Source organism: Rhizosphaericola mali (assembly GCF_004337365.2).
Taxonomy (GTDB): Bacteria; Bacteroidota; Bacteroidia; order Chitinophagales; family Chitinophagaceae; genus Rhizosphaericola; species Rhizosphaericola mali.
This window is the reverse complement of the sequence record NZ_CP044016.1, coordinates 1,906,276-1,920,399: the sequence shown is the minus strand read 5'-3', so window position 1 is coordinate 1,920,399 and position 14,124 is coordinate 1,906,276. Positions and strand designations below refer to the sequence as shown.

The window sequence follows — 14,124 nt, the reverse complement described above, 5'->3', positions numbered from 1 at the left end:
CACGCTGTTATATGAATATTACAAAACGAACCCTTGCCGCTTTTGCTAGCATTTTATTATTGAATGTTAGCTGTAAAAAAGATCACACATTCAATGATGCAGGTACCATAGATAACAATATATATTTTGATATAAACAAAATTTATGATGTTTATCCGCAATATGCCTCTTCAAGCATGTTTTATAATTGGACGGTTTATAATGTACACGATCCATCCATTAAGAAATTTGGAGACTATTACTATTGTTACAGTACAGATGTAGCATATGGTACTTCGATTCGTGCAGGATTGCAAATAAGACGTTCCAAAGATTTAGTGGATTGGTATTTTATGGGTTGGGTATTTGATCAATTGCCAGCAAAAGGTAGTGCTTATATTGAATCACAAGGTGCTACACCAAATGAATCATTGTGGGCTCCTTATGTAATGCAAGTTGGTAATGAATACAGACTATATTATTCTCTTGCGTCTAATGGCGATAGAATAAGTGCTATAGGATTAGCAACTGCAACTAATCCTTTGGGTCCGTGGACTGAAAAAGGATTAGTGGTAACTTCAAAAACCGCAGGAGCAGGTACCAATGCAATTGATCCTACTGTAGTTACCGCTACTGATGGTAAAATGTATTTATACTATGGCTCCTCTTGGGATGGTTTGTTTATGAAAGAACTAAATCCATCGACAGGTTTGGCGATTGATTCATTGACTATTGGAACTAGAATTGTTAGACGTGGTAGTACCAATGGGATGATTAATGGAAATCTTGAAGGACCAGAAATTATCTACAATGATTCAACCAAGATGTATTATTTGTTTGTCGCATATGACTGGTTGTCTACCAAATATAATACACGTGTTTATAGATCTAGTACTCCGACTGGACCATTCTTAGATTGGAGTGGAAATAATGTTGACTTAGCCGTTGATCATGGTCCTATGATAATTGCTCCATATAAATTTGAAAATCAAAGTGGTTGGGCGGGAGTCTCCCATTGTTCAGTATTTATGCAAGATGGACAATATTATATAGCTCATCAAGGACGTCCTGGTGAAGATTTGGCTTATATGGATTTGCACGTAAGAAAATTATATTGGACAAGTGATGGCTGGCCAGTAGCCTCACCAGAAAGATTTGCAAATATTTCTGATTCTACAGTTGGTAGTTCTGAATTAATAGGTAATTTTGAAGAGGTTGTATTGGGGTACAGCGTTGTTCCTGGTTTTGCAGAGACACAAACTGATCCTCAATATAATTACTCTTTCAAAACCACTTTAAACCAAGATGGAACTATTAATGGAGATAAAAATAATACATGGACTTATAATTCGCCTTGGTTAGAATTACATTGGGGAACTGCATTTGTAGATAAGCTTCATGTTTCTAGAGATAGAGATTGGGAAAATCATGTAACCTCAACTATTGTTCTTTCTGGATTTAATGGTGATGGTACAGCTATTTGGATGAAAAAATTATCTCAGTAAAATTTGAATTTGATGCGTTATTGTATTGCCTTTTTTGTTTATTTATTTAGCATGTTTATTGGTATTTCTAATGGATATACACAAACTATAATTTCCTCCAATTTGGATTTTAAAAGTCCCAATAGTGAAATCATTTGCAAAATAATTTCGAATGAAAAAGGTGATGCATCTTATCAAATTTTTTACCACAATACAATATTACTAGATCACTCTCAACTGGGTTTAGAATTATCCACGAAAGGAAATTTAAATAGATTTAAACAGATCATATTATGCCAAAAATCTAGTCAAGTTGCCCAATATTCTATTTTAAATGCGAAAAAATATTCCATCAATCATTCCTATAATTTATACAAAATTCTATTGATCAATGATACTGATACATTGCCGATGGAATTCAAAATGTTTGATGACGGCTTAGCATTTAGGTATGTAATAAAAAATAATTCTGGCAAAGCAATTCAAGTAGAAAAGGAAAATACTTCTTTTCAATTTTTACCCGAAACAAAAGCATTTTTGCAACCAGTAGCTGTCGCTAAATCTGGATGGGAAGCGACTAATCCTTCTTACGAAGAAAATTATCAACAAGATATTCCTGTGGGAATGCAAGAGTCGACCAAAACGGGTTGGGTTTATCCCGCACTTTTTCATAAAGGAAATACTTGGATGGCAATTACGGAAGCTGGGTTGGATGGTAACTATTGCGCTACTAGATTAGATCCAATTTCTACAAATGGAAATTATAGTATTGCTTTTCCCGATTTAAAAGAAACTATCATTAAGAATGGCGGCATTTTGCCAAAATCAAAACAATCTTTCTATAGCCCTTGGCGTGTCATTACTATTGGTAGTTTAAAATCATTAGTAGAGTCTACCTTGGGTACTGATGTTGCTGATGAGGCAAAATATCCAGAATCACTTTGTAAAACAGGACAAGCATCTTGGAGTTGGATTAATAGCAAGGATGATTTTATAGTCTATGAGGAACAAAAAAAATATATTGATTTTGCTGCTTCTATGCACTGGAAATATTGTTTGATTGATGTGAATTGGGATCAGAAAATTGGTTATGAAAAAATGGCGGAGTTGTCAAAATATGGACAATCGAAAAATGTTGGTTTATTGCTTTGGTATAATTCCGCAGGTGACTGGAATACAGTAAAATATACACCTAAGACTAAATTGTTGACGCATGAAAGTCGTGAAGCAGAGTTTTCCAAATTACAAAAAATGGGTATCAAAGGAATCAAAGTTGACTTCTTTGGCGGCGATGGACAATCTGTAATTAAATACTATATAGATATTTTAAATGACGCGGCTCATTATGGCTTAATGGTCAATTTTCATGGTGCAACTTTGCCAAGAGGTTGGGCGCGTACTTATCCCAATCTAATGACAACAGAAGCAGTGAAAGGTTTCGAATCAGTTACATTCGAGCAAAAGGCCGCAGATCAAGAAGCTAATCATGTTACGATGTTGCCATTTACACGAAATTTGTTTGACCCAATGGATTTTACTCCAATGAATTTGTATAAAATCCCTACGCATGTTCATCGCAAAACTACACCCACTTTTGAGTTAGCGACGAGTGTGGTATTGCTTTCTGGAATTCAACATTTTGCAGAATCTCCAGAAGGAATGAGTCACGAGCCAGACTATGTAAAATCATTTTTACAAAATTTACCTACACATTGGGATGATGTAAAATTCTTAGATGGCTATCCTGGAAAATTTATAGTTATTGCTAGAAAATCTGGCGAAAAATGGTTTGTCGCTGGTTTGAATGGCGATTCTTCTAGTTGTAAAATAGATTTAGACTTATCATTTTTACCGAAAAATGCAAAAGGTAAAATATTTACAGATGGTTATGCGTCTAATAGCATTATGCAAAATGATTTTGCGAATAAGCCATCCGAATTGACATTAAAAGCAAATGGTGGATTTGTTTTAGTATTTGAATAAAAAAATTATGAAAAAATATATTTGTTCTTTGGCGTTGGTGTTTGGTCTAATTAATTATAGTAATCAAGCTAACGCACAACAAACCTTTGTTGCTAATGGTAATCCCATAGTCACAGATAAATATACAGCCGATCCTGCCGCACTTGTGGATAATGGAACACTTTATGTTTTCGCTGGGCATGACGAAGCTCTCGATAATAAAGAATTTTATGAAATGCATGAATGGCTTGTTTATTCTACAAAGGATTTGAAGACTTGGACCGCTTATCCGTCTCCATTAAATGTTAAAGCATTTTCTTGGGCAAAAGATGATGCTTGGGCCTCTCAAGTTATTAAAAGAAATGGAAAATATTATTGGTATGTTGCTATATCACATGGAACGATTCATGGGAAATCTATTGGAGTAGCAGTGTCTGACAATCCTGTAGGTCCTTATAAAGATGCATTAGGAAAAGCATTAATAACAAATGATATGACCAAAGAAACTAATATATCTTGGGATGATATTGATCCTACGGTTATAGTGGATAAAGACGGTCAGGCGTGGTTGATTTGGGGTAATACGAAATGCTACTATGCAAAATTAAAACCAAATATGATTGAATTAGATGGTCCTATTGGCGTATTTGATTTGCCCCATTATACGGAAGCTCCTTGGATCAACTATAGAAATGGATGGTATTATTTATCCTATGCTAGTGGATTTCCAGAAAAAATTGTTTATGCCATGAGTAAGAATGTTACAGGTCCTTGGACTTATATGGGGATTTTAAATGAACTTGCTGGCAACTCTAATACCAATCATCAGGCAATAGTTGATTTTAAAGGAAAAACATATTTTATATATCACAACGGTGCGATCAATACACATGGTGGCAGCTTTAGAAGGTCTTTTTGTGTGGATGAATTACACTATAATTCTGACGGTACGATGAAAAGAATTATTATGACTTCTGAAGGTGTGACAAAATAAACCGAATAATATGCATTTGAAAAGATTTACAGCGAGCATGGCGATTGCAGTCTGTGCATTCCAAGCAAAAGCGCAGACTAAAGTAAGAGTAGAAAATGATTCAGCCAAACAAGTGATTAGTGCCAATATTTATGGACATTTTGCCGAACATTTAGGTCATTGTATTTATAATGGTATTTACGTGGGAGATACAGCTCGTGAAATTCCGAATACAGATGGTATTAGAAATGATATTATCGCTGCGCTACGTAAATTAAAAGTGCCTATATTACGCTGGCCTGGTGGCTGTTTTGCAGATACTTATCATTGGAAAGATGGCATCGGTCCTAAACAAGATCGTCCAGCGATGGTGAATAAATGGTGGGGAGGTGTGACGGAAGATAATAGTTTCGGTACACATGACTTTTTACGATTATGCCAATTGTTGGGTTCTACGCCTTATTTGGCAGGAAATACAGGAAGTGGTACGCCTCAGGAATTAGCAGATTGGGTACAATATGTCAATTTTGATGGCAAAAGTCCTATGAGTGATTTACGTAAAAAAAATGGTCATGATTCCGCTTGGGGCGTTCAATATTGGGGTGTAGGTAATGAAGCTTGGGGCTGTGGTGGTAATATGCGACCAGAATACTATGCGGATATTTATCGTAGATATTCCACATTTATGACGGACTATGATCCCAAGAAACCTTTATTCAAAATAGCATCTGGAGCTAATAGCGCTGACTATCATTGGACCGAGACATTGATGAAAAATATTCCTACTAATATGTTGAGTGGTATTGCTTTACATCATTATGCTGTAATTGAATGGAATAAAAAAGGACCGGACCAAAGCTTTACAGAAGAAGGATACTTTAAGACGATGGAATCGGCATTATTTATGGATTCTTTGATTCAAAAACATACTGCCATAATGGATAAATATGATCCAGAGAAAAAAGTGGCATTGGTTGTGGATGAATGGGGCGGATGGTATGACGTAGCTCCTGGTACTAATCCAGGTTTTTTATACCAACAAAATACAATGCGTGATGCAATGATCGCTGCGACGACTTTGAATATTTTTAATAATCATAGTGATCGTGTTCGTTTGGCTAATTTGGCGCAAATTGTCAATGTGTTGCAGGCGGTTATTTTAACGGATAAAGAAAAAATGATTTTAACGCCTACGTATCATATTATGGAAATGTATAACGTACATCAAGATGCAAAATTGATTCCTACAAACTATGTTTCTCCTAAATATGATTATAATGGCAAAAAGTTAGACGCGGTTTCCGTATCTGCATCCGTGGATAAAAGTCAAAAATTGCATATAAGTTTGGCAAATATTGATGCACACAATGCCCAAACCGTCGAGCTAGATTTGGATGCTAATAACTATAAAACTATAAAAGGTAGAATTTTGACTTCGGATAAATTGACAAATTGTAATACATTTCAGAATCCAAATAAAATTGAACCCGAAGTATATACAAAAGCAAGTTTGAAAAATGGGAAAGTAAGTTTGTCTATCCCGCCATTCTCTGCTATAGTATTAGAACTTTCAAAATAATGATCATGGTAGCTAAAAATAAATTTTTTGGTATGTTGGCAGGCGTTACAGGATTGTTATCTGTAGCTTCTGCCCAAAATACAACGGTAAATATTGATGCGACAAAATCGATTGCAAAAGTTCCTTCCACTATGTGGGGTGTATTTTTTGAAGATATTAATTTCGGTGCAGATGGAGGTTTGTATGCTGAATTAATTAAAAATCGATCTTTCGAATTCACACAACCTTTGATGGGTTGGAAAAAATTAGGAAAAGCCAATAAAGAAGGTGTTTTCTTAGTTGAGAATCGTGAGAAAGAAAATCTTAAGAATCCTCGTTATTTACAAGTAACCGCAGGAAAAACTTCCAAAGGAGATCTTGGTTTGTATAATGAAGGTTTTCGTGGGATGGGGCTAAAAGCGGGCGTTGGCTACGATTTTTCAGTGATGTATCGAACTAAAACCTCAGGTCGTAGTTTGGATATAGAACTAGTCGATAGTTCCAATAAAGTTGTTGGCTCTGCTCAACTACAATTATCAAATGCCGATGGACAGTGGCACAAGGCGACCGTTTCCTTTAATTCCAATACTACCGTATTAAAAGGAGGTGCGAATATTTGGATAGTTGGAGAAGGTAATGTGGATTTGGATATGCTTTCTTTATTTCCCAAAGATACATGGAAAAATCGCCCTGGTGGTTTGCGTGCGGATATGGTGCAAAGACTGGCGGATATGAAACCTGGATTTATCAGATTTCCCGGAGGTTGTATTGTGGAAGGTCGTGATCTAGCAAATCGTTATCAATGGAAAAATACAGTTGGACCGATTGAGGAGCGTAAGTTGATTATGAATCGTTGGAATACAGAGTTTGCACACCGCCCTGCACCAGATTATTTCCAAACTTTTGGATTAGGATTTTTCGAATATTTTCAATTGTCTGAAGATATAGGAGCGGAGCCGCTTCCAATTATTAACTGCGGTATGGCTTGTCAATTCAATACAAGTGAAGTGCAGGATATGTCCGAATTAGATCCTTATGTACAAGACGCTTTAGATTTAATTGAATTTGCCAATGGCGCAACTACAACTAAATGGGGCAAATTACGTGCAGATATGGGACATCCAGCGCCGTTCAATCTAAAAATGATGGGAATTGGTAATGAAAACTGGGGGCCGCAATATGTAGAACGTTTACATTTATTCCAAGACGCTATTGCCAAAAAGTATCCAAAAATGAAGTTAGTTTGTTCTTCTGGAACGGATCCTAACGGAGAAAAATTCGACTTTTTGAATGACACTTTACGCAAAATGAAAGTCGCATATATTGATGAGCATTACTATAGAAGTCCAGAATGGTTTTTGGATAATGCTGGTAGATATGATAACTATACTAGAAATGGATCTAAAGTGTTTGCTGGTGAATATGCTGCGCAAAGTGATGGTATGGCCAATCCTACCAATCGCAATACTTGGTTAACTGCACTTTCTGAGGCGGCATTTATGACTGGCTTGGAACGTAATGCGGGAGCTGTGGAGATGGCGTCTTATGCGCCATTATTTGCGCATGTGGATGCTTGGCAATGGACACCAGATATGATTTGGGTAAATAATTTACAAACTTATGCCACACCTGACTATTATGTGCAACAGCTTTACTCTTTGAATAAAGGAACCGACGTTGTATCCGCAACTATAAATGGAAAAGTGATAGAAGGAGAAAATAAACTCTATATTTCTAGTGTAAAAGATGAAAAAAAGAAAGAAATTATTGTAAAAATTGTTAATGCTTCTGCAGATGCAAAAAAATTGGATGTAGATATTAAAAATAAGGAAAAAATGAAATCTGCTACACTTGTGACGCTTCAATCAAAAGATATGCAAGCTGTGAATAGTTTCGATCATCCAGAAAACGTTGCACCTAAAGAATCGTCTTTAACGATTAAAGGAAATAAAATTCAATTAGACGCTGCTGCAAATACTTTTTATGTAGTTAAAGTACAATACTAACTATGAAAAAATACGGGTTTATATTTTTTAGTATCTTAATTTGTTTACGCTCAATTGCGCAGACAGATGGAGATACTTTGCCTATTGTACATGATCCTGTAATGATCCAAGAAGGAAATAAATATTATTTGTTTTCTACAGGTTGGGGCATTGATCTCTTTTCCTCTTCGGACAAAAAACATTGGAAAAAAGAAGCTTCTGTATTTCCCAAAGACCAACCAGCTTGGGCTCAAAAACTGATTCCAAGTTTTAAAGGACATATTTGGGCGCCAGATATTAGCTTTCACAACGGTCAGTATTATTTGTACTATGCTATTTCTGCATTTGCAAAAAATACTTCTGTTATAGGAGTTGCTACCAATACTACACTTGATAGTCATAGTCCTAAATATAAATGGATAGATCACGGTTTAGTTTTACAATCTATTCCAGGAAAAGATGATTGGAATGCCATTGATCCTAATTTAATTTTTGACGAAAAAGGTACACCTTGGCTAGATTTTGGTTCTTTTTGGAATGGCTTAAAAATGGTACAAATGGATCCAAGTTTGACAAAAATTGCCACTCCTGAAAAATGGTACACTATTGCTGCTCGTGAACGTAGTTTTGGTATCGCCGATACACTTCCAGGAGATGCTGCAGTAGAAGCACCTTTTATTTTCCATAAAAATGGTTACTTTTATTTATTCGTATCCTTCGATTATTGTTGTAGAGGTGAAAAAAGTACCTATCATGTGAAAGTCGGACGATCCAAAAGTATTGAAGGTCCTTACTTAGACGAAAATGGAAAATCAATGGCAGACGGAGGTGGGACAGAGGTAATAGGTGCGGATGAACGATTTTACGCCGCTGGACACAATGCCGTTGTTAATTTGTCTGATGGAGATTATTTTGTTTGTCATGGATATGATCGAAAGGATAATGGTGCACCCAAATTAATTATTAAAAAGATTTCTTGGCAAAACGATTGGCCAACATTAAAATAAAAAGTAAAATAGTAAATGAAAAAATTAATCTTACCTCTTATCGCATTGATTCCTCTTTTTTGGTCTTGTAATAGCAATAGTTCTACTAAAGATGCCACTACAGATTCTACCACGAGTGTAAAAGCGATTACCGTTAAAGATTGGGGTAAATACGATAATAAGGAGATCAAACAATATGTTTTGGATAATGGCAAAGGGGCTATCGTTACATTGTCCAACTATGGCGCAACGATTACGCAATGGACATTTCCAGATAAAGAAGGAAAGGTGGACAATATCGTAGTTGGTTTTGATAGTTTGTCGACCTACCTACAACATCCACCATATTTTGGTGCGACAATAGGTAGATTTGGAAATCGTATCAATAAAGGGAAATTTACTTTAGAAGGTAAGAATTATAGTTTGGCTACCAATGATGCGGCCAATCATTTGCATGGTGGTAATATAGGTTTTGACAAAGTTGTATGGGAAGTCTCCATTCCTGATAGTACAAAACCTACCATTGATTTTCACTATATTTCTAAGGATGGAGAAGAGGGTTATCCGGGTAATTTAGACGTGACGGTTCACTATGTTTTAAATGATAATAATGAGTTGAAAATTACCTATGATGCATCAACTGATAAACCTACGATTATCAATATGACCAATCATTCATATTTCAACTTGACGGGTAATTTGGAAAATACTGTTCTAGGTGAAAATTTTCAAATAAATGCGGATAAATATACACCAGTGGAAAATTTAATTCCTACTGGAAAATTGGTGGATGTAAAAGGTACTCCATATGATTTTACTACTTCGCATAAAATCGGACAAAACATAGCACAAGCGGATAGCTGTTATGATCACAATTTTGTTTTAAATACAGGTGGAGATATATCTAAAAAAGCAGCGACTATCAGTGATGATAAAACGGGTTTAGTTTTAGATGTGTACACCACCCAACCGGGTATTCAATTTTATACTTCCTGTTATTTAAAAGGTGAATATGTAGCTCATGAAGGCCAAAAAACAGTAAAATTTGCCGGTGCAACCTTAGAAACGCAACATTTTCCTGATTCTCCTAATCAACCTACTTTCCCAAGTGTAGAATTAAAACCAGGAGAAAAATATCATCAAGAGACGATTTATAAAATCAGTGTAAATAAATAGCAATTCTTTTAAGAAAAGCCTCGCTAATATCAGTGAGGCTTTTTTATGCAAACGAATGCGTACTGATTATATTGGCATTAAATTTTTTATGCCTCTGCACATTAGTATCTTTAAGGTTATTTTTTGATTTTAAATATATTTTTATTTTGTCTATTCTTTTTCCCAATAAGAAAGTATTGATACGCTTCATATTATTCACTTTGAATTCATTTCTTGTAACTATACTATTAGCCCAAAATAGTGAATTAGTACAAATTAAAAAAGATTCACTTAGTAAAAGTATTTACAATATATCAAAGAAAAATAGCACTTGTGTTCAAATTGAATTCATGGACAAACAAAAATGTTATTTGGATTTTTACGGCGATAATATATTTAGGATGTATGAGGACACTTCTGGTGTAGCGATGCATGATCCAGTTGCAAATCCAGAAGCACATATTTTAGTGAATAATCCAAGAGTCTCCATTAATTCATTGGAGGTCTATAACACTGTTGATTCCGTGTTTATTGATACTAAAAAAATTCATATTGCAATTCATCGAAAAAATGGTTTACTAACTATTGTAGATAAACAAAATGGCAAGCATGTTTTAACCTTTCTAAAGCCTGTGCAGTTTGAAAAAAATAAAGTTATTCTTTCTTTACATTCTAGTCCGACAGAATATTATTATGGAGGAGGGGTTCAGAATGGTCGTTTTTCACACAAAGGAAAAATGATTGCTATCGAAAATCAAAATAGCTGGACAGACGGGGGCGTGGCATCGCCTACTCCTTTTTATTGGTCGACAAATGGCTACGGCATCCTGTTTTACACATTTCAACCGGGACAATATGATTTTGGATCAAAGAATTATTCGGAAGTAATATTATCACATAAAACGAATTATTTAGATGTCTTTTTTATGGTGGATCCAACACCAAAATTGCTATTGAAAGATTTTTATCAATTGACAGGTAATCCAGTTCTTTTACCCAAATTTGGTTTTTACGAGGGACATTTGAATGCCTATAACCGAGATTATTGGAAAGAAAATAAAGACGGAATTGAATTTGAAAATGGAAAAAAATATAGTGAAAGTCAAAAAGATAATGGCGGAATAAAAGAGTCATTAAATGGAGAAAAGAATAATTATTTATTTTCTGCTCGTGCGGTAATCGATCGTTATAAATATCATGATGTGCCTCTCGGTTGGATTTTGCCAAATGATGGTTATGGTGCAGGATATGGGCAAACTTCTACTTTGGATAGTAATATTGCTAATTTGAAATCATTTGGACAATATGCTCGAAAAAATGGGGTACAGATTGGACTGTGGACGCAGTCTGATTTGCATCCTAAACCTGGCATAAGCGCTCTTTTGCAGCGCGATATAATTAAAGAAGTTCAAGATGCAGGTGTACGTGTGCTAAAAACTGACGTTGCTTGGGTGGGCGCAGGCTATTCTTTTGGATTGAATGGAGTATCGGACGTAGGAAACATTATTCCAAAATATGGAAACAATAGTCGCCCATTTATCATTTCTTTGGATGGTTGGGCTGGTACACAGCGATATGCGACGATATGGTCTGGTGATCAGACGGGTGGTCAATGGGAATATATTCGTTTTCATATTCCAACTTATATAGGTTCTGGTTTGTCTGGTCAGCCTAATATTACTTCGGATATGGATGGTATTTTTGGAGGAAAAAACTCAATTGTTAATATTCGTGATTTTCAATGGAAGACATTTACACCAATGCAATTAAATATGGATGGTTGGGGTTCCAATGAAAAATATCCTTTCGCTTTAGGTGAACCAGCGGCATCTATTAATCGTAATTATTTAAAATGGAAATCTGAACTTTTACCTTATTCTTATAGTGTAGCTCATAATGCTACGTCTGGAGAACCAATTATAAGAGCGATGATGTTGATAGAAACTAATAAATATACGCTTGGAAAATCGACACAATACCAATATCTATACGGTCCTTACTTCTTGATTGCACCTATTTACCAAGCAACGAATAGTGATAATGACGGTAATGATTTAAGAAATAATATTTATTTGCCAAAAGGAGAGTGGGTGGATTATTTTACAGGGACTATATACAAAGGTGATAGAATTATTAATAACTATAACGCACCTATTTGGAAATTACCAGTTTTTGTAAAGAAAGGAGCGATTGTTCCTTTAAATAATGCAAATAATAATGTTACACAAATAAATACTTCAGAGCGAACAATAGAATTTTATCCAAGTGGTCATAGTTCATTTACGTTATACGATGATGATGGTGCAACTGAAGCATATAATTCTGGGAAATATTCTCAATCGAAAATTTCGTCTAATGTTTTAGGTAAAAAATTGACAATAAGTATTGCCCCTACAATGGGTGATTTTGATAAAATGGAAATAACTAAGTCTACTAATTTAAAAATTAATATTTCCCAGAAACCAACATCTATATTAGCTATAATTGGAAATAAAAAAGTCAAATTAAAGGAAGTTTTTACACAAGAAGATTGGGAAAATAATGACAACGTTTATTTCTTCAATGAACATCTCAATTGGAATCAATTTGCTACAAAAGATAGTTTATTTACCAAAATAAAAATTCAAAGGAATCCTCAATTGTGGGTACGTTTGGGTAAAACGAATACTCTCAAAAATAAAGTAGACGTTACGATTAATGGATTTAAATTCGAATCTTCTACACTAGAATTAAAACATAATGGAGCATTAAAATCGGTTCAAAATTTTGCCGTAGTGGATAGCAATGCTACCGCTTATAGTTTAAAACCAACATGGAATTTACAATCGAATGCTGATTATTATGAAATAAAATTTGATAGCATGCTTTATTCCACGATTTATCAGAATAATTTGATATTTGAAGATTTAGTTCCCGATTCTAATTATAAATTTGAGATTCGAGCAGTAAATAAATCAGGTTATTCAACATGGAAAAAGATTACTGCAAAAACGCAAAAAAATCCATTGGAATTTGCTATTCATAATATCTCTGCCGTTAATAATGTTCCTGATCAAGAAGGTAATGAGATTGATAAACTATTTGATTTTGATGAAAATGATATGTGGCATACGGAGTGGGGAAAAAAGGGGATTCCGTTAACTATAGTTGCTGATTTAAAAACAATGAATACCTTGGCTAAATTGGAATATTTGCCCCGGTCACGTGGTAATGGTATTATTACAGAGGGTAAGATTTATTATAGTTTGGATAAAAAGGAGTGGACTTTAGGTGGAGATATTCATTGGAAAAAAGATGGAACGACCAAGACATTTGAATTTAAAAATCATCCGACTGCTCGTTTTGTGAAATTAGTAGTAACACAAGGTGTAGGAGATTTTGGTTCTGGTCGAGAATTGTATATATTCAAAGTTCCAGGATCGGAAAGTTATCTACCAGGAGATATTAATAACGATCATCTCATTGATGAAAATGATCTTACTTCTTATACCAATTATACTGGATTACGCAAAGGGGATGGTGACTTTGACGGTTATATCAGCAATGGAGATTTAAATAAAAATAATTTAATTGATGCATATGATATTTCTAATGTTGCAACGCAATTAAAAGGAGGTATAGATAAGGATAGCTTGACGGATTCTGTACATGGAAAAATAGAACTAGAACCGACTACGCTTTCATTTAAAGAAGGTGATATAGTTAAATTAAAAGTTACGGGAAATGATTTATACAATGTAAATGCATTCAGTTTTGCATTGCCTTACGATCCCGCGCTATTGGAATATGTAGGAATTCACTCTAATAATATTTCAACTATGGAAAATATGACCTATGATCGTTTGCATAGTAATGCAGAAAAAGTGTTGTATCCTACTTTTGTAAATATTGGTTTGAAACCAACTTTAAATGGTACTTCTTCATTATTTGAAATTGAATTTAAAGCAAAAAAAGACGGAACTATTGATCTGAAAATGAAAGATGGGATTTTGGTTAATCGGGCTTTAGATAGTGAAGTCTTTTAAAGTAATTAGAAGACGAA

At 34.7% G+C, this 14,124-nt stretch carries 8 protein-coding genes; all 8 read left to right on the top strand.

Annotation, left to right across the window (positions count from 1 at the left end):
- Positions 1-11: 11 nt before the first annotated feature.
- The 8 genes from E0W69_RS08270 (at position 12) to E0W69_RS08235 (ending at position 14,107) form a co-directional block, all read left to right on the top strand.
- Positions 12-1,484 carry an arabinan endo-1,5-alpha-L-arabinosidase gene (locus tag E0W69_RS08270; protein WP_131329615.1) on the top strand — a complete coding sequence of 491 codons (1,473 nt, stop codon included), beginning with the start codon at positions 12-14 and terminating at the stop codon, positions 1,482-1,484.
- A 12-nt stretch (positions 1,485-1,496) separates the two neighbouring features.
- Positions 1,497-3,446 carry a glycoside hydrolase family 97 protein gene (locus tag E0W69_RS08265; protein WP_131329614.1) on the top strand — a complete coding sequence of 650 codons (1,950 nt, stop codon included), beginning with the start codon at positions 1,497-1,499 and terminating at the stop codon, positions 3,444-3,446.
- 7 nt (positions 3,447-3,453) lie between these two features.
- Positions 3,454-4,419 carry a glycoside hydrolase family 43 protein gene (locus E0W69_RS08260; RefSeq protein ID WP_131329612.1) on the top strand — a complete coding sequence of 322 codons (966 nt, stop codon included), beginning with the start codon at positions 3,454-3,456 and terminating at the stop codon, positions 4,417-4,419.
- A 10-nt stretch (positions 4,420-4,429) separates the two neighbouring features.
- Positions 4,430-5,977, top strand: a complete 1,548-nt coding sequence (locus tag E0W69_RS08255; RefSeq protein WP_225321451.1) for an alpha-N-arabinofuranosidase — start codon at positions 4,430-4,432, stop codon at positions 5,975-5,977.
- 5 nt (positions 5,978-5,982) lie between these two features.
- Entirely contained in the window at positions 5,983-7,962 is a 1,980-nt protein-coding gene (locus E0W69_RS08250; RefSeq protein ID WP_131329610.1) for an alpha-L-arabinofuranosidase C-terminal domain-containing protein, read from the top strand.
- Between the two features lie 2 nt (positions 7,963-7,964).
- Complete coding sequence (locus E0W69_RS08245; RefSeq protein WP_131329608.1) at positions 7,965-8,948, top strand: arabinan endo-1,5-alpha-L-arabinosidase; 984 nt, start codon at positions 7,965-7,967, stop codon at positions 8,946-8,948.
- A 15-nt stretch (positions 8,949-8,963) separates the two neighbouring features.
- Positions 8,964-10,103 (top strand): aldose epimerase family protein, encoded by a 1,140-nt coding sequence (locus tag E0W69_RS08240; protein ID WP_131329606.1) that lies wholly within the window; start codon positions 8,964-8,966, stop codon positions 10,101-10,103.
- Positions 10,104-10,432: 329 nt separating this feature from the next.
- Positions 10,433-14,107: a TIM-barrel domain-containing protein gene (locus tag E0W69_RS08235; protein WP_131329604.1), complete on the top strand. Its 3,675-nt coding sequence runs from the start codon at positions 10,433-10,435 to the stop codon at positions 14,105-14,107.
- Positions 14,108-14,124 lie beyond the last annotated feature (17 nt).